The organism is Variovorax sp. WDL1 (assembly GCF_001541225.1).
In the GTDB taxonomy this organism is placed as follows: Bacteria; Pseudomonadota; Gammaproteobacteria; order Burkholderiales; family Burkholderiaceae_C; genus Variovorax.
In genome coordinates this window covers 183551-202381 of record NZ_LMTS01000004.1, presented here as the reverse complement: position 1 = coordinate 202381, position 18831 = coordinate 183551, and the positions used below count along the sequence as shown (strand labels likewise).

Sequence of the window (18831 nt, the reverse complement as noted above, 5' to 3'; positions counted from 1 at the left end):
ATGGCCTTCGACCAAGCAACCCGCAACCGGCTCCAGCGCTTCGTCAACGAGGCGCGGCGCGTGCTCGAAGAAGAGTTCACGCGCCAGCTGCAAAACGACTACGGCATGGACCCGTCCTCGGGCGACGTGGCCGAGCTGGCGAGCCTGCGCCACATCAATGACGCCCAGCGCGAGACCGCGCGCATCCTGCGCGAAACGCTGGCCCACTACAGCGCCGGCGGCGACGCCACAACCACCCAGGGCCTGGATCGCATCGTGCGCGAACAGTCCTTCACCGTGCTCAACCGCCTGGCCGCGCTGCACATGGCTGAGGCGCGCGGTCTGCTCGTCCAATCCGTGGGCCAGGGCTTTCAGGCCAAGGGCTTCCAGCTCTATGCTCGCCTGGCCGGCAGCGGCCTGGGCGAGACCGGCGACGCCTACCGCGCCTACCTGTTCAGCGTGTTTGACGAACTGGCCGAAGACCTGCCGGCGCTGTTCGACCGCTTCTCGCCCCAGGGCCGGTTGTTCCCGCGCGAGGCCGCGCTGCTGGCGCTGCTGTTACTAGTCAACGACCCCGAGATCGACGCCCTGTGGGGCGACGACGAGACGCTGGGCTGGATCTACCAATACTTCAACTCCAAGGAAGAACGACGCGCGATGCGTGAAGCCAGCCAGGCGCCGCGCAACAGCCGTGAGCTGGCTGTGCGCAACCAGTTCTTCACGCCACGTTATGTGGTTGAGTTCCTGGTGGACAACACCTTGGGCCGGCTGTGGTTCAACGCCACCGGCGGCCAGACAGGGTTGCGCGAGCGCTGCCAGTACCTGCTGGTGAAGCCCGACGAAGCCCCGCCAGCCGCCGAGCGCCTGCGCGACCCGCGCAGCCTGAAGCTGCTGGACCCGGCCTGCGGCTCCATGCACTTCGGCCTGTACGCATTCGACCTGTTCGCCGAGATCTACCGCGAAGCCTGGCAGTGGGAGCAAGCGCAGGGGCCGGGCTCGCTCGCTGTGCCGGTCGGTACGCAGCCGGAATTGAAGCCGCTGTCCCAGACCTACGCCGACGAACAAGACTTTCTGCTGGACGTGCCGCGCCTGATCGTCGAGCACAACCTCTACGGCGTGGAGATCGACCCGCGCGCCGCGCAGATCGCAACGCTCGCGTTGTGGTTGCGCGCGCAGCGCGCGTGGCACGAGGCCGGCATCAAGGCCAAGGACAGGCCCGCCATCGCCCGCGGCCACGTGATCGCAGCGATCGCGCCGCCGGCCGAGGGCGAGCTGAGGCAGCGCTTTGCGTCCCAGCTGGACAAGTGGGACGCGGAACTGTTCGAGAAGACGCTGCAGATGCTCAAGGGCCTACCCGAACTGGGCGTGCTCTTGCAGGTAGAGCACGAACTGCCTAGGCTGATCCGGCGCGTTCATCTGGGCCAAGGGACCGGCTTGTTCGCGCAGCAGGAGCAGGAAGCCTGGCACCAGGCCGAGGCACGGCTGCGGGAGGCACTGTCCGAGTTCGCTCATGCGGCGCAGTCCAGCTACCAGGGGCGGCTGTTCGCCCAGGATGCATTGCAAGGACTCCGGCTCATCGACCTGTGCCGCGAGGTGTTCGACGTTGTCGTGATGAATCCGCCGTTCGGAGCCCTGGCGGCAGGGAGCAAGGATGAGCTGGCGAAGGCTTACCCACGCAGTAAGAACGACTTGCTGGCGATATTCGTGGAGCGCGGACTTGAGCTGCTCCGTCCCGGAGGGCGCGTCGGTGCCATCACGTCGCGCACTTGCTTCTTCCTTTCGAGCTTCCAGACCTGGCGTGAGGAGCTTGTACTCGGCACTTCGACCCCCGAAGTCATGGCCGACCTGGGCCTCGGTGTGATGGACGACGCCCTGGTCGAAGCGGCAGCGTATGTCCTGGAGAAACGCGCATGACGCAGTTCTTGCGGCTGCTTGCCGACAATGACAAGGCCACGGCTCTCTCTGACGCATGCGCGCGGTTGCGGGCTGGCCATGCAGACGAGCGACACTTTCAGGTCGAGCCTCATTCCTTCAACGATCTGCCCGGAAAGCCCTTCGCCTACTGGGTTTCCGCTGCTCTGAGAACTGCCTTCGTTCGTTCGCCGGCGTTCGAGGGCTCCGGCCGCACAGCGAAGCAGGGCTTGGCGACCGCCGATGACTTCCGGTTCGTACGTACGTGGTGGGAAGTCCGCTCGAAGCAGCAGGCTACGGACAAATGGATTCCATTCGCTAAGGGCGGCGCGTACTCACCCGTATATGCCGATCCCTACCTCATGGTGAACTGGGATCGGGGCGGAGCGGAGATAAGCTCGTTCTTCGATCCCAAGACGGGCAAGCTCTATTCGCGGCCACAGAGTACCGACTTTTATGCACGACCCGGCCTCACGTGGTCGCTTCGGACTAAGAGCCGCCTCTCAATGCGAGTCCTGCCAAGCGGATGCGTCTTTTCGCACAAAGGCCCTGCTGCTTTTGTCATCGGGGATGATGGTAGTGATCTGCTAACCATCTTGGCCCTCTGTACCAGCGTCGCATTCCACAAACTGGTAGAGGTGCAACTGGCGGCGGCCGATGCCAGACTTGGCGGGGCGGCGCAGTCCTTTGAGGTGGGCGTAATTCAGACCACGCCACTCCCGCCCCTTGGGGCGACGCATCGGCAAGAGTTGGCCCGCCTGGCGCGGCGAGCGTGGTCGATCAAGCGCACCATGGACACGGTGCGCGAGAGTTCGCACGTCTTCCTGCTCCCGGCGAGCTTGCGCAAACGCATCGGCCAGTACGACGAAGAGGAGATGCAGGCAGAGCTTTCCCTCATTCAGTTCGAAATCGACCGACTGGCTTTCGAACTCTATGGGTTCACCGACGCCGACTGTGGCGAGCGTGCGCCCGCGGCAGAGCAGGAGGTGGCCGCCAGCGAGTCGCCCGACGAAGAAAGCGATGACGACGGTGCTGTCGAGTCTTCCAGTGGCGACCGCGAGGATCTGCTCAGTTGGGCCGCGGGTGTCGCCTTCGGCCACTTTGACTGGCGACTCGCGACGGGTGAGCGGCTAGCCCCACCCGAACCGGACCCTTTCGACCCGCTGCCAGCCCGAAGCCCCGCCATGCTGCCCGAGGGCGACCAGCCGTTCCACGCCAATCCCGGCATCCTGGTGGACGACCCTGGCCACCTGCATGACCCGGCGCACGTGATCGAGGAAGTGCTTTCACGTGTGGATGTGGCCGCACCGGACGACGTGCGTCGCTGGCTGCAACGCGACTTCTTCCCCTTCCACCTGAGCCGCTACTCGAAAAGCCGGCGCAAGGCGCCCATCTACTGGCCGCTCGGCACCTCGTCCGGCAGCTGGTCGCTCTGGATCTACTACCCGAGGCTGACGAGCCAGACGCTGTACACCGCGGTCAACGACTTCGTCGAGCCCAAGCTCAAGGAGGTCGGCGAGCAACTGGCCGCTCTGCGCGGCAAAGGCACGGCGCGCACGCGCGACGATGAGAAGCAGTTCGAGGCCCTGCAATCGTTCAACGGGGAACTGATCGAACTGCGGGACACCTTGCTTAAGCTCGCACCGACCTACAAGCCAAACCACGACGACGGCGTCCAGATCAGCGCCGCGCCTCTGTGGCCGCTGTTCCGCCACAAGCCCTGGCAGAAGTTGCTCAAGGAGACCTGGGCCAAGCTGGAGAAAGGCGAGTACGACTGGGCGCACCTGGCGATGAACTACTGGCCCGACCGCGCGCGCGAGAAGTGCAAGACCGACAAGTCGCTCGCCACCGCGCACGGGCTGGAGAACCTGTACGTTGCGCCGGCAGCAGCGGCCAAGAAGACCCGCAGTACGAAGAAGAAGGGAGCCGACGAATGAGCATCATGCAGCAGTCCAGCAAGGCCCAGGACCGGACCCTCGGTGTCTGGTTCCAGAACATCCAGCAAGGCATGGTCAAGCTGCCGCGCTTCCAGCGCTTCGAGGCGTGGGACCGCAGCCGGATAACGAGCTTTCTGAACACCGTCATCCACAACCTGCCGGTCGGCGTGACCCTGGCGCTGGAAGTGGCCGGGCCGGAGAGGTTCGAATCGCGCTACATCAAGACTGCCGACCCGGCCAAGCACGGCACCGTCACGCAACATCTACTGGACGGCCAGCAGCGGCTGACGGCCTTCTGGCGATCGATGCACAACAATTACGAGTGGGAGACCTTCTTCGTCTACCTCCCGCAGTTCGATCAGGGCGAGACCAAGTCCGGCGACGAGGCCGAGATACGCTGCCTGCCGCGCTGGAAGAACAAGAAGGAACTACGCATGCCGCGCTGGGCAGACGAGCCAGCAGAGTGCCTCAGGCGGGGCTTGTTGCCAGTCTCTTTGCTGCGGCCGGGCGACATCGTCAACGAGATCGATGCCTACTTGACCAACGTAACCAAGCAACTGGAGCCGACGGGCAAGGAGCCCGATGCATTCGACAGGTTGAAGACCTACACGAAAACTCGCGAGGCCATCAAGGCGGACATCACCACGCTGCGCGAACGTGTGACGCACTTCAATCTGCCTTATCTCTCGCTGCCGGCGGACACGAGCAAAGATGTGGCCCTGCAGGTGTTCATCAACATGAACACCAACAGCAAGCCACTCTCACTGTACGACATCATTGTGGCAGAGGTGGAGAGCGTCGCTGAAATTTCACTGCACGCGCTGGAAGCCGACTTGAAGGACAAGTGCCCAGCGGTGAGCCGCTATGGCAACGTCGCCAACCTCATCCTCTCCACGTCAGCGCTCTTGCAAGACAAGCTGCCCAATATCCGCGGCATGGTGGAGATGGACAAGAAGCAACTGCTCGGGAACTGGCCGAAGCTGGAGCGCGGGCTGGAGCGCATGGCCTCCTTTCTCGAAGGCCAGGGGGTCTTCGACGAGGATCGCCTGCCAACCAACGCCGTGCTGCCCGTCATCGCGGCAGCGTATGAACTGATCCCGGACCACGGCGACTTTTTAGCCAAGGCGGAGAAGCTGCTGCGGCGCTACCTGTGGTCGGCGTTCTTCACTGGCCGCTACGAGAACACCGCGGCATCGCGCACCTTCGCTGACTTCAAGGCCATCAAGGCGTTGCTAATAGAGCCGCACTTCGCGGACAGCGATCTGGCCAGTGTCCCGGTGCTCGACCGCAGCCAGTTTCCGCTCGCAGACGTGGACTCGTTGCTGGCAGTGGGCTGGCCCAAAGCTGCTGGTATCGAGGCGCGTGCCGTGCTGGCCGTGACGACGTACCTGGGGGCCATCGACTTCGCGGACGGTAAGGCCGCGAGCTACGCCAGCGTTCGCAAGCGCGAGTACCATCACGTGTTCCCCGATGCGCTGCTGAAGGAGGCCGAGATCGAAAGCTACCGGGCCTTGAACTGCGCGCTGATTACGTGGAAGACGAATCGGATCATCGGCCGCAAGGATCCGCTGGACTACCTGGAGGAGCGCGTGGAGTGGGCCGACAAGAACGTGGTCCGGGACCGGCTGAAGTCTCATCTGATCTCGTTCGACCTTCTCTCCAACGGGCACTACGCTGCTTTGGAGGGCGAGGCGCTCAAGAAGAAGCTCTCCGACGACTTCTACAAGTTCCTGCGTGATCGCGCCCAGTTGGTGGTGCTGGCAATGGATGTGTTGACCGAAGGGAACAGCCCCACGCTGGACGCGCTGTGGACGGCGCATTTGGCTGGCAAGACCCAAGACGTTCAGGATGTCGCATGAGCATCGCCGAATACGCTCGCGAGCAAGTGCTCCGTCCTCGCCTTCTGAAAGCTGGCTGCCTGGTAGTCTATGACCCGCAGCAGCGCTATCGCGATCTCTGCCTGGCCCTTGCGGCCGACAAGCTGCACGTTGTGGACACGGCAGAGAGCAGCATCGAAAGCCGGGAGGCGGCCCTGCGCGCGTTGCAGCAACTGGGCAAGCCCAAGCCGCAACTCGAAGGGGTGCTGATCTACGTGCCCGCGCGGCGGCCCGAGACCGACGAGGACAAGCAGACCGATCCGTTCTCGGTGTTCGCGGCCTGCGGCGCGGTCTTCCCGCAGGACGACGGCGACGACTACCTCAGCCTGTGTCTGCGTGCCCGGCCCGACCATGCCACCGAGATTCGGCAGGTGTTCGCCGCGTCCAGCGGCGGCCCCGGCTTCGCGGTCATCGACGCGATCGGCGGCGGGGTGAGCTGGCCGCAGCTGCGCGCCACGCTGGGCGTGGAGTCCGGCCGCGAGATTCTGAGTGCGTTGCTAGCGCCCAGTGCGGCGCAAGCCGATGCCCTGAAGTCCCAGGACGGCTGGGTTCAGGAATCGCGGGAGTTCTTGCGCGCCACGCTCGCGATGAGCGTCAAGACCCGCGGCAAGACCTGGAGCGCGCTGGCCGACGAGCTGTGGCGCTACCTGCTCTTCAGCGAGTTCGTCTTCGACCTTCCAGGCGCACTGCCCGAGCCACTTAAGGGCGTGCCGCATGCGCCGCCGGAGGCACGGCCCGTGGTCGAGCATGTGTGCGAGCAGTTGCGCGCCAGCCCGAGATCGCGCGACGCCTACATCGAGCGCGCCGAGGCAATCGAGATGGAACTGAGGCTCCTGGAGCTGTGCGGGGCTATCGACGACCTGGGCGAGCGCGACACCTTTCCGTTCGAGGAGCGCAGCTTCCTGCGCCGGGCGATCAAGGGCATCAGCTCCGGCGACACGGATGTCACCCGGAGCATCCTGGCGCGGCACAAGAGTTCAGTGTGGCTGAGCAAGGGCGAGAGCCAGGCGCAGTGGGAACTGGTGCGCGCCTGCCTGGGGCTAATCGAGGCCTGCGACGACTTCGATCGCCAGTTGCCCGAGCACGCCCGCAGCCAGGCCGAGCTGATTGACTTCTACCTGGGCAGCCTGCGCGAGGCGGACCGGCTGCAACGCGAGTTCGAGCAGGCGATGGGCGACTTTCTGGACCCGCACGGGTTGATGCACGAAGTCACCACCCAGGCTCGCGCGCGCTACCGCCGGCTGGCCGAAAAGGTGCAGAGCGTCTTCGTCAAGCACATCGAGACCGCGGGCTGGCCGCCGGCCGGGCGGCTGGCGAATGCCGACGTGTTCGACAAGCTAGTGGGCGAGCGGCTGAAGGAGAGCGGGCGCAAGGTGGCCTACCTGATGGTGGATGCGCTGCGCTACGAATTGGGCGTGGCGCTGGAGAAGATGCTGGCCGAGGACGGCCCGGTCGAGCTGCACGCAGCCTACGGCCAACTGCCAACCATAACCATCGTCGGCATGGCGAGCCTGCTGCCCGGCGCGGGGGCTGGGCTAACGCTGGCGCTCGATAACGACACGCTGGTGCCGAAGGTGGATGGCGTGGCCACCGCGACTGTGCCGCAGCGCATGGGCGTCATGGCCAAGCGCTACGGCGACCGATTTGCCGAGATGACGCTGGGCGACTTCGTGCGCGGGAAGCTCAAGCTGCGCGACACGTCTGATCTGCTGGTGTTGCGATCGACCGAGATCGACAGCCAACTGGAGAGCAACCCCGAGAGCACGCTGGGCCTAGTTCCGGGCACGTTGAAACTCATCCGCGCGGCCCTGCATAAGCTGCGCGGCTTGGGCTTCAAGGATGCGGTGATCGTGGCCGACCACGGCTTCTTCCTGAATGCGCAGGCCGAGGCGGGCGATGTCTGCGTCAAGCCGCAGGGCAAATGGGCGTTCAACGCACACGACCGCATGTTCCTGGGCGACGGCACGGGCGATGCACACAGCCTGGTGCTCGTCGCAGAGAAGCTGGGTATCCGTGGCGACTTCAAGCAGGTGGCGCTGCCGCGCAGCATGGCGCCGTATCGCTCGGGCCATCTCTATTTTCATGGCGGTGCGTCGCTGGCGGAGGCGGTAGTGCCGGTGCTGGTTGTGCGCCTCGATGCCGGCGGGCCGCCCGAACGCGGCGCGGTGAAAGTCGAGCTCAGATACAAGAGCGGGGCCAAGTACATCACGACCCGGATGCCGGTGGTGGAGGTCGCGCTGCTCTCCGACGACATGTTCACGCAGGAGACAGCAGTCGAAATCCTGCTCGAAGCGCAGGACAGCAAGGGCAATGTGGTGGGCGAGCCGCGCACCGGCGCCGACGTGAACCCGGCGACGCGGACAATCAACCTGTTGCCTAACCAGCGAAAGCAGATCGCCTTGCGCATGGATGACGAGTTCCGAGGCAAGTTCACGGTCAAGGCGCTGAACCCGACAACGCTGGCCGCGCTCGCCAGCCTGCCGCTCGAGACCGACTACGTGGAGTAGGAAATGGACGCACTGGACCAGAAGCTGAACGCCGCCTTCGACGGCAAGGTGCTGCGCAAGGACTTGCTGCACCGGATCAAGAAGGGAACCAACGTCCCGACCTTCGTGCTTGAGTTCCTGCTCGCCCGCTACTGCGCGAGCAGCGACCAGGCTGAGCTGGACGCCGGCATGGAGGCGGTGCTCTCCACGCTGCAAGAGAACTACGTGCGGCCGGACGAGGCCAATGCGGCGCAGTCCCGCGTGGCGACCAAGGGCAAGCACAAGTTCATCGACAAGGTGCACGTGCGCTATGTCGAGAAGGAGAAGCGGCACTGGGCTTCACTAGAGAACTTCAACTCGCAGCGCATCGCGATCAGCGAGAAGTTCTATCGCGACAACGACCGGTTGCTGGAAGGCGGCATCTGGGCCGAGGTGACGCTGGCGCACAACGACATCGAGGACGATGACTATGCGTTCTCGATCGAAGACCTGCGGCCAATCCAGCTGACGCGCTTCGACTTCGACCGCTACACCGAAGGGCGTGCCGGCTTCACGCGCGACGAGTGGCTGGCGGCCGTGCTGCGGTCGGTCGGCCTGGAGCCCATGAAGCTGTCCAAGCGCGTGCAGCTTCACTTCGTCGCCCGTCTGGCGGCGCTGGTGGAGCCCAACTACAACTACATCGAGTTGGGGCCGCGGGGCACGGGCAAGTCGTACTTCTTCAGCGAGTTCTCGCCCTACGCCACGCTCATCTCCGGCGGCCAGGCGACCAAGGCCACGCTCTTCTACAACAACGCGCGCCGCAAGGTGGGCCTGGTCGGATTCTGGGATACGGTGGCTTTCGACGAAGTGGGCGGCATCAAGGTACGCGACCCTGACACGATCCAGATCATGAAGGACTTCATGGCGAACGGGCGCTTCTCGCGCGGCGCCGAGGTCATTGCGGACGCGAGCCTGAGCTTCGTCGGGAACATCGACGTTTCAGTGCAGCAGGTGGTCAACTCCAACGAGCACGACCTGTTCCAGCCGCTGCCGCCCGAACTGGACCTGGCGGTGATGGACCGCTTTGCGGCCTACATTCCGGGCTGGGAGATGCCCAAGAACAGCAGCGAGTTCCTGACCGGCAACTACGGTTTCATCACCGACTACCTGGCCGAGGCCTTCCACTACCAGTTCAAGCACACCAACCGGTACGAGGAAGTCAGCAAGCGCATCAAGCTGGGCAAGGCGATCGAGGGGCGCGACGAGAAAGGCATCAAGAAGACCGTCTGCGCCTTCCTGAAGATCCTTCACCCCAATGGCGCGCCCCCGGACGACGAGTTCGAGGAGTACGTGGCCTACGCGGTCGAGTGCCGGCGCCGGGTGAAGGAGCAGATGAACAAGCGCAAGCCGGACGACGAGTTTGCGCGGATCGGGCTGTCTTACTTTAAGGCGGGCGGCGAAGAGGTGGTGGTCTGGTGCCCCGAGTCGAAGGACGCGATTGCCACGCAGGAGCCGGCGCGTCGCAGGCTGGCTGCGGGCAACGTGCAGGCGGCGGCACCGTTTGCTGCGGCGCCCGCGGCAGCCGCTGCGCCCGCAGCCGCGCCCGCGCCCATTGCCGTCGTAACCGCTCCGGCGGCCCAGCCCGAGCCTAAGGAGCAGCACTTCACCATCCTGTACGGCGACACGGGCTACAGCTACGAGTCCATCATTGGCCCGTACCTGAAGGGCGCGAAGTCGCTGGTGATCGAGGATCCGTACATCAGGCTCCAGCACCAGATTCAGAACTTCGTCCGCTTCTGCGAGACCGTGCTGCGCGCCGGGACGGTCAAGAAGATCACGCTGATCACCGGCCACGACGACAAGACGCCACTGGCCGAGATGGCCGAGAAGCTGGAAGAGCTGAAGCAAAGTCTGCTCGAGCTGGATGTCGAGCTGGACGTGAAGCTCAACCCCAACATCCACGACCGAGAGATCCGGCTCGACAATGGCTGGATCATCAAGATCGGGCGCGGCCTGGACTTCTATCAGAGGCCGGGCAGCTGGTTCGAGGTGGGGGCCAACGACCTGAACCTGCGCAAGACTCTGGAAACCAAGGTGGACATCTTCCGGGCCTGACGACGATCGTGTGTCAACCGAGACGCAGGGGGAGCGATGCAAGGCAGTGTTGAATCGTTCGGTGCCGCCGGTCCTATGGCCGGGTACCTCTACCAGGTGCGACTTGCCCTGGTATGGGCGCTTCGGCAGAGCCGCGTGGGCGACTTCATCGTCAACCTCGAGTTGCTCGACGATGTGAGCTTCGAGGCGGCAGGCGAAGCCATCATGGTACTCCAGACCAAGCACTCGCTCAATGCTGCCGCGACGCTGACCGACCTCAGCCCTGAGCTTTGGAAGACGCTACGCGTCTGGACGGTCGGGCTAGGATCCGGCGAAGTTCCGGCGACAGCGACTCGCTTCCTCATCTCCACGGCTGCCGCTACGCCCGGTACTGCGTGCGCAGCCCTGGGCATCGGAGCCTCCGGTCGTGATGTGCCGGAGGCCACAAAGAGACTGAAGCATGCGGCAAGCACGTCGTCGAACGCGAACCTGAAGGACGCCTTCGCTGCGTTCCTCGCGCTCGACGATGCGACACGCGAGCAGCTTCTCGCCCGCATTTACGTCGTGCCGGCCCAGCCCGATGCCGACGCAATCCAAGCCCAACTACAGTCCGAGCTGTACCACGTCTCGCTGCACCACCAGGATCAGGCCATCAAGTTGGTTGAGGGCTGGTGGTTCGGGCGCGTCGTCCACGAGCTGGTTCACGGCGGCAGCGGCATCTCGAGAGCCGAGATCGACGCCCAACTCTCGGACATCCAGGAGTCCTTGAAGCCCGACTCGCTGCCGATTTCCGAGGAGATCGACGCCCTCTTGGTCGCGCTCGAACAACTGCCCGAGTTCGCCGATCGCCCTTTCTACAAGCAGGTCGAACTCGTCACCAATAGCAAGCAACGCATCCTGAATGCCATCACGAGCTACCTGCGCGCATTTCGCCAGCGGTCCGAGTGGACCCGTGACGATCTGCTCTTCGACGCTGACCTGGAGAAGTACGACCGCCGACTGTGCGAGGAGTGGCAGTTGCAACGCGAGCAGGTTCGCGACGAACTCGGCGCGGCTCCCGCGGAGGATGCGATGCAGACTGCGGGTAGAGCCATCCTCAAGTGGGCTGAGGATGTTGTGTTCTCCATTCGCACCGGCGTCACCGTGCCATGGGTCTGCCGCGGTTCCTTGCACATGTTGGCCGACGAGCTGCGCGTCGGCTGGCATCCCGACTTCGAAGCCAGGCTACAGGTGATTTTGGGCACCCCAGGCAACGGTGGTGCCGCATGACGGTGTGGCAGACGCGGACCATTGAGCAGAGAAACCTCCTCAACCCGGCGTTCTGTGCCCTCGTGCTATTGCACCTGGCCCAGGGCTACCAGAAGGAGGCTACCGAAGGCGGCACCGAGGACAGCTTGGCGCTGGCCCTGGCCTTCGTCGGATCCAGCTTCGTACTGCGCGGGCAGACCCGCACACAGCTGCCGAACACAGTCCGCACCTCGCTCGCCACATGGGTTCAGGACCATCCGCTCGAACGGTCGGCTATCGCCAAGGGTGTCGTCGTATTGCGCCCGTATGTACGCGAGGCTCTCATCTTCGGCGCCCAGCACGGGGTGCTCCGAGTTGATGGGCGCCGGGTCATCTCGCTCGACGCGCCAGCTGGGCTCGCGGCCTACTTGAGGACATCGAGTGCTGAAGTCCGAGACTGCTTTCGCGCAGCGAACTTCGTCGGCAGGTGGCTTTGGAAAGCTGGCGCGCCTTCAACAGTTCTGGCGCTTCTGGGGGTGCAGGCGTGATTCAGATACGCAAGATCATCATCTACAGCCACGACGGCAGGCAGCGCGAGGTCGATTTCGAGCCTGGGCGCGTGAACATCATTTCGGGGGACTCCAGAACAGGCAAGTCGGCCATCGTGGGCATCATCGACTACTGCTTCGGCTCCTCGGAGTGCGACGTTCCAGAGGGCAAGGTTCGGCGCAATGTCTCGTGGTTCGGCCTGCTCTTGCAAACGCCGCGCGGACAGGCATTCGTAGCTCGGCAGTTGCCTTTGGGCGAACGGAAGTCGAACGAGGCCGTGTTCGTCAAGACCGACACTGAAGTTGGCGTTCCCGCGGCGAGTGAGCTGCGCCAGACAACCAACACCGATGGGCTCAAGTCTCTCCTTGCCTCCTGGGTTGGGCTGTCTGACTACATGCATGAGCCGCCGGTCGGTCAAACCCGCCCGCCGCTGGCAGCCACGATCCGGCACGCGCGCACGTATTGCCTCCAGTCCCAGAACGAGATCGCGCAGCGCCGACACCTCTTGCACGGCTCGACCGATCGAGACGTGGCGCAGGCAATCAAGGACACGTTGCCTTACTTCCTGGGCGCCGTGTCCGACGACTACGTTGTCAACCAGCAAGAGCTGAAGCGAGTTCGAACGCAGATTCGCCAGATCGAACGACGGCTGGCAGAGGCAGCCGCCATTCGAGGTGAGGGCGTCAGCCGGGCGGATACCTTGTTGGCGGAGGCCAGGGCTGCAGGGCTGACCACTATCGACGACACGGCCACGTGGCAGGACAAGATCGAGGCGCTGCGAGTCATCCAGAGCTCGCCCGTTCCGCCGGTGGTGGCGGGCACGACTGAAGATGCTGAGTTCTCGCGCCTGATCAAACTGCGCTCCGAGCTGCTCAACCAGCAGCGCACATTTCAATCAACCGTAGATCGAGCGCGCACCTTCGAGGGCAATTCGAAGGGCTTCTCCACCGAGGCGCATGAGCATCATGCGCGCCTTGGTGCGGTTTCCGTGTTCGAGCACGACGCGCCACAGCACGCATGCCCCCTATGCCTTCAACTGCTTCCGGAACAGGCCGGAGTGCCATCCATCAGCGACTTGCGTTCAGCACAGGAATACATCGGCGAACGTGCAGGTGCGATGGACTCCGCCACGCCGCGGATTCAGATTGCCATTCAGGAAGTGGAGACCAAGCTTGCTGAAGTGCGCCGCCAGCTCGAAGAGAACCGCGTGATGCTCACTGCACTCAAGCGGTCCAATCAGCGCCTGCAGCTGGCTGCGGACACCGAAGCCCGCCGAGCGATGGTGCTCGGACGCATCAGCCTCTACGTCGAGAACCTTCCGCAGGTTGCCGACCTCGGCGAACAGCAAGATCAACTTCGCGGGCTCAAGAGGCGCGAGAGCGAACTCGAGACAGCGGTGAGCGCTGATGCTATTCAGCAGCGGTTGGAGTCCTGCCTCTCGAACGTCAACCGGCACCTCTCCGAGTACGCCAAGAAGATCGAGCTGGAGTATTCCGACAGCCCTCTGCGGCTGGACCCCAGGGCATTGACGGTGGTTGCCGATACGCCTGCCCGACCTGTGCCTATGCCCGAGATCGGCAGTGGTGAGAACCACGTCGGGTACCACATCGTCGCGCACCTGGCGCTTCACACGTGGTTTGCAGAGCGCGGACGGCCGGTTCCGTCGTTCCTGCTGCTGGACCAACCGTCTCAGGCTCACTTCTCGCCAGATGCCGTGCCGCGCGGTGGCGCCCCGCAGGACAAAATCGACTCAGATCGCAGGGCTGTGAAGCGTCTGTACGGGCTGATCTTCGATGTGGTTGAGCGGCTGGGTGGCAAGCTCCAGGTCATTGTCACGGACCACCCCGACTTCACCGATGACGCTCGATTTCAGCAAGCGCTCCGCGAGCGCTGGCGAGACGGAGTCAAGCTAGTGCCGGAGGACTGGCCCACAGCCTAGTTTCGCCGGTTTGCCCGGCCCTACTTGGGATAGAGATCGTCTCGATCCGGTCGAGCCGTCGCAGTGGTCCACGTGGGCGCCACATCGTCATCCACCTCTTTGGCCGGCACGATGCGCCCCAGCGTGAACGCATCTTGGGCCAATCCGCATGCGACCGAGATGCGCTGATAGTCCTCCGGGGCGCCCTCGAACCCATCCAAGTTCCTATGCGCGGGCAGTGGCATCATATGCAGGCCCTTCGCCGAAGGTACGCTGGCTGTGTGAAGTGCATCGTGGCACAGCTGCGTGCCCGAACCGCCACCCGTGAAGAAGGTGCGCACCCCGGTCTGCCATGCGTCCGACAGCCGGTATCGCCTGGCCTTCGTCGTGTCGAACACGCTCCTGATCACGGCCCGAAATTTCTCTTCGTACAGCGTATCTCGCGCCGAGACGTGCGCCTCGCTGAGACCCGTCGCCTTGGCGAAGTCTCCGACAGAGGGTACCGGTGCCAGGCCGTCGATGACACCCGTGCCATTCGCCAATTTGCCGCCAACCAGGCGGTTTTGCAGGATGCCGTGTGTCCCGAGCGGATGGACTTGCGGCACGAGGAACGGGAAGGTGTCTTCCTCTTCGACACGGTGGACGATGAAGGTCACGACGTCCAGGGAACCACCGCCCACGTCGACCAGCGCGTGTAGCCCGCGCTGGCGCTGCGGCGATTGCATGTAGCCCGCCATCTGCGCTACGAACTCGGCGTGCACCTGCAGGTCCACCAAGTCTTGCAACTGTTCGCCCTCGCGCCGCGGCGTTCCGTCGTCGAGCGCCAGCCGCGTCACATTGCATTCGATGCTGCGCCGCCACGCCATCGCCGCCAACCTCCAGTAGGCCTGGACGAGTCGCGCATCGTCAGGGCCATTGCTCGGGGCGCCGATGTTCAGCTGCCAGCGCAAGTGGGATGCACCCAGCGTGGCACCGTGGTACTGATACACCCAGGCGCGGATGTAGCGAAGCACCAAGGCGATGAAGGTCGCAGCCGTCGTGATCGAACTCGTCGATACAGCGGGGTTCAGGAACGGCAGCTTCAGGTCGCCGCGAACCCGTGACACGTCGGCATCTGGGTGTTGCCCCACGAAGAGCGAGCCGTCCTCGAACTCGGTGAACTCGCTGGGCAGCAGATAGTCGGGCGAGGTCTTCGACATCCCGCTCCAACTGACCGGATAGATCTTGTCCTTGAAGCCTACGGCTGCCTTGGTGAACGAGGTTCCAAAGTCGAGCCCGATGTAGATGTCCACGGCGCCATGGTGGCCCGAGTCCATGTACTGCGTCTTGCCACCGGCGGCAACCCAGGCTTCGGGCCGAAGAAAGCGGTCGCGCCGGGTCAGCGCCTTCTGCGGCAGCGGTCGGTAGATGGTCGGCACCGACGCGGGCTGCGGTGGCCGCGGTGGCGCGACGGGTGATGCGTGCCTGTTCTGCTGGGCCGGAGGCCGGGTAGCTTGAGTGTGGGGCTGCGGGCGTCGTGCTTGAACTGGCGGCTGCGCTGGCGGTTCAACTCGCCGCGGCGGCTGTGCGGCCCTGCGCAACGGCGTAACTAGTACTACCTGCATCGCCCTGGGCGTAGGTTGCTTGTTTGGGGGCGTCGTCGATTCCCTGGTGTTGGTCTTAATCTGGTCCCGCAGACGCTTGAGTTCGGAGCGGAGGTCGGCCATCGGTCAGGCCTCCACTCGCAGCACGCCCGCGCACACAAGCGCGTGGTCGGGAACCACGCGCTCGCGCTGCAACACCTGCTCGCGCTTCAGGTCCATGCGAGCGCGCAGTTTGTCGATGCGTCCCTGAGTGGCTTTCACGAGCGAGCCTCTACCGGCCAGTTCGTGACGGCCTCGGATGTCTTGCAGGACACGCAAGCGATCCTGAACGTGCTGGTCGATGCCGCGAAGCTGGAACATCAGTCGGTCCGCATTCTCGTCCTGCTTGCGCTTGGTCGCCCGCTCGTATGCGCCCGCCAGGTGCAGTTCCAGGTCGTCGAGTCGCTGCCCGAGCAGTTGCCGGTCGATCACGTTGGCGGCTTCCAGCCAGTCTGCCCCTTGCAACCGCGCATGGTTCACCAGCGCTTCGCCAGTGGCATCGTCCAGAACGGCACCGGTCGCGATTTCGCAGACCGCCGCCTGCAGCCACTCCTCTTCCTTGACGCCCTTGAAGGTCCAGCGGCGGATCGCAAACATGTAGTCGCCGCTGGGTGTCCCGGCCACGGCTTCCCCTGACAGCTTCACTGCCACCACGGGGTAGAAGCCTTCCTCCAGGCGGGTCAGCTTGTCACCGATGAACCGGATCAAAGGATGAAACTGGTGAATCGGCTCCCAGTTCTTGTTTCTCGCCGTCGTCACGCTGTTCAGGAAGCGGCAGTTTCGAGCGAGCCCCGCCCCGAGCATGGTTTGCCCGATCTGGCCCGTGCGGCGGCAGAAATCGTCCAGTTCCGCTGCGATGTTCACTGGGAGCTGGATTGCAAACAGATTTGGCTCTTCCAGCAGGGAGAACTGGTGTCCTGAAGCGTGGCGCGCCAAGAAGTCACGAACATAGATGACCAAGTCCGACTCGGTCACGCGGCGAGAAAGCTCGTTCGCCGCCGAAATGCGGTCCAGGATCAATCCGCCGTGCGCGATCATCTGTGCAGCGTTCTTCTCCAGCTCTTCCTGGCGCAGGCGAACGTTCTCCAATGCCAGGCGGGCACGCTCGATTTCCGCATCCTCTTCCTCGGGCGTAAGCTTCGAGGTCAGCAGCTTGGCCTCCAGCTTCTGGATCGTCTCGCCGATTACAGGCTCAGGCTCGCCCAGGGTCTGCTCGAAGATCTTCAACCTCGAGAGCAAGCGACCCAGGATGCGCTCGTCGATCGTCTCCTGGTAGAACAGGTTCCAGATGTAGATGACCTTGGCCTTCTGGCCCAAGCGGTCGATACGGCCGATGCGCTGTTCAACGCGCATCGGGTTCCAGGGCAGGTCGTAGTTGATGAGCAGGCGGCAGAACTGCAAGTCGACGCCTTCCGCAGCGACCTCGGTCGAAATGAGCACACGCAGGTCTGGGCGCTCGCGGAACTCGTTGATCAGGTCTTGCTTGGACTCCGCCATGCCACCCCAAAGCAGCATCGATTTCATCCCCGAGTTGGTGAGCCGATCCGTCAAGTAGCGGGCAGTAGGACGGAACGAGGTGAAAAGAATGACCTTCTCTTGGGGGTTATCGGCGAAATAGTCGGACAGCACCTGAATCAGACGCGCCAGCTTGGAATCAGAGCGCTCCAGTTCCGCCGCATCTAGGTCTCGCGGCCGATTCGCGATCAGGAACTCCTTGAGCGTGGCGCTGATGTCCTCGAACTCAGCGTCATCGTCGATCTCCTCGCTGTCGTCGGCCGCGATCTCGGCTAGGTCCTCTGCCAGCGTGGGGTCGCCGCTCAACCAGGCGCGGGCGAAGGCCGCCGGGCAGCTGCACACCTGGCGCTGCGGAGTGGCCAGCAGAAACCCGTCGGAAATGCCGCGTCGCCACGCGTAGTCACGAGTGACCTCGGTGACGTACGTGTAGAAGCGCTGCTCCGCCTCGGTCATCGGCACCTTCTCGGCCCTGACTTCGCGTTGCGGTCGCTCCACCTGCACGTCGCGCTTGCGTGTTCGGGTGACCACGTGTCCCAGCAGGTTGACGCGTTCCAGGCTAGAAGCCAGTTCGGCCCGGTATTCAGCAGACTTCAGCTTCTCCTCGGTCGGCGGCTCCTGAACGATAGCCGCGAGCTGCCGCGAGTTCTGTAGCAGTTCGCTGGCGGCAGCCGCCTTCACGTGGATTAGGACCTCGTCCACCGTCGAATCGCGCCGAAGGGCAGCGTCGCGCGCCAGCACCAATGGACGGTTGGCGTCCAGCATCTCCTGGAAGCTCGACGGGTACTGAAAGTGGTCGGGGTCGCACAGGCGCAGCAGGTAGAACAGGTCGTCGCTGGCCAGGTTGATTGGCGTGGCCGACAACAGCACCCGCTGATGCGATACCTCGCGCAGCATCTCGCCCAGCGTATGCGCAGCGCTCTCCGGGTTGCGCATGTAGTGAGCCTCGTCGAACACCACCAGATCGACAAGCGGGTCCTCGGTGCCGTTCTCGTCCAACAGATTGGCCAACTGCGTCCGGGCCGTTAGCCTCTTTCCCGTCGCTTCGCCGCCCGGCTTCCACGAGCGGGGTGGCCGCAGGGCTTGGTAGCTGGAAATCCATGCCTTGGCCGGGCCGAAGCTACTGCTGTTCTTCAGTTCGTCAAACAGCTGGGCGGCATTCACGATGCTTGAATCGATTCCGAAGCGGAACTTCAGCTCGTCGCGCCATTTTTCCCGCAACATCGCCGGGCATACGATCAGCAGACGGCGCATGTCTTCGCGTGCGCGCAGTTCGGTCCAGATGATTCCCGCCTCGATCGTCTTGCCCAAACCAACCTCGTCGGCGATCAATAGGCCGTTGGCCGGCGACTCCATCAGCGTGAGCAGCGGCTTGTACTGGTGGGCGAAGAACTCGGTGTTCGTGACGCCCATCGAGTACACGAGGTTCGCCAGCCGGCCCGACAAGTGCACATGGGTCAGACTGCGGCGCAGATCCTCGGAACGACCAAGGCGCCCATTTTCGATGAGCGTGTAGGGATCATCGCCTCCAACGGCAGCGGTCAGCTCAAGCTGATCTTCGGCAACATAGTCGCTCAAGCCGTCGCGCCAACGAACACTGTAGTAGTTGACGCCGCCGCGTTGTCTAACTTGGCCTGTTGTCGCCCCCAGTTTGCCTGGATTGTCAGCGCGCCGAACTTCAGTTCCCTTGTCCCACACCATCGCAAGCTCCTCCGTCGTTGCCGGGAATTATCGATGGCA

10 protein-coding genes are annotated in these 18831 nt (G+C 63.9%); 8 read left to right on the top strand and 2 right to left on the bottom strand.

The annotated features are described in order from the left end of the window. The 8 genes from APY03_RS00995 (at window position 1) to APY03_RS00960 (ending at window position 13978) form a co-directional block, all read left to right on the top strand. On the top strand, window positions 1-1893 hold the full coding sequence (locus APY03_RS00995) for an Eco57I restriction-modification methylase domain-containing protein (protein ID WP_068673037.1): 1893 nt from the start codon (window positions 1-3) through the stop codon (window positions 1891-1893). After that, window positions 1890-3827, top strand: a complete 1938-nt coding sequence (locus APY03_RS00990) for a type II restriction endonuclease subunit M (protein WP_068673036.1) — start codon at window positions 1890-1892, stop codon at window positions 3825-3827. Before APY03_RS00995 ends, APY03_RS00990 begins: the two co-directional genes overlap by 4 nt. After that, the gene (locus APY03_RS00985) at window positions 3824-5686 is read left to right on the top strand and encodes a DUF262 domain-containing protein (protein ID WP_068673034.1); all 1863 of its coding nucleotides are present in this window, start codon (window positions 3824-3826) and stop codon (window positions 5684-5686) included. The genes APY03_RS00990 and APY03_RS00985 overlap by 4 nt, the downstream gene beginning before the upstream one ends. Then, window positions 5683-8211 (top strand): PglZ domain-containing protein, encoded by a 2529-nt coding sequence (locus APY03_RS00980; RefSeq protein WP_068673032.1) that lies wholly within the window; start codon window positions 5683-5685, stop codon window positions 8209-8211. The genes APY03_RS00985 and APY03_RS00980 overlap by 4 nt, the downstream gene beginning before the upstream one ends. 3 nt (window positions 8212-8214) lie before the next feature. Continuing rightward, on the top strand, window positions 8215-10284 hold the full coding sequence (brxL, locus tag APY03_RS00975) for a BREX system Lon protease-like protein BrxL (RefSeq protein ID WP_068673030.1): 2070 nt from the start codon (window positions 8215-8217) through the stop codon (window positions 10282-10284). Window positions 10285-10419: 135 nt separating this feature from the next. Further along, complete coding sequence (locus tag APY03_RS00970) at window positions 10420-11532, top strand: ABC-three component system protein (protein ID WP_146039324.1); 1113 nt, start codon at window positions 10420-10422, stop codon at window positions 11530-11532. After that, on the top strand, window positions 11529-12038 hold the full coding sequence (locus APY03_RS00965; protein ID WP_068673027.1) for a three component ABC system middle component: 510 nt from the start codon (window positions 11529-11531) through the stop codon (window positions 12036-12038). The genes APY03_RS00970 and APY03_RS00965 overlap by 4 nt, the downstream gene beginning before the upstream one ends. Continuing rightward, the gene (locus APY03_RS00960) at window positions 12035-13978 is read left to right on the top strand and encodes a DUF3732 domain-containing protein (RefSeq protein WP_068673026.1); all 1944 of its coding nucleotides are present in this window, start codon (window positions 12035-12037) and stop codon (window positions 13976-13978) included. The genes APY03_RS00965 and APY03_RS00960 overlap by 4 nt, the downstream gene beginning before the upstream one ends. Before the next feature lie 20 nt (window positions 13979-13998). Here APY03_RS00960 and APY03_RS00955 read toward each other — a convergent pair whose 3' ends face one another. Next, a complete protein-coding gene (locus APY03_RS00955; protein WP_198161199.1) occupies window positions 13999-15663 on the bottom strand; it encodes a hypothetical protein in 1665 nt (554 codons plus the stop codon). Between the two features lie 3 nt (window positions 15664-15666). After that, window positions 15667-18792: an SNF2-related protein gene (locus tag APY03_RS00950; protein ID WP_068673024.1), complete on the bottom strand. Its 3126-nt coding sequence runs from the start codon at window positions 18790-18792 to the stop codon at window positions 15667-15669. Window positions 18793-18831: the final 39 nt, after the last annotated feature.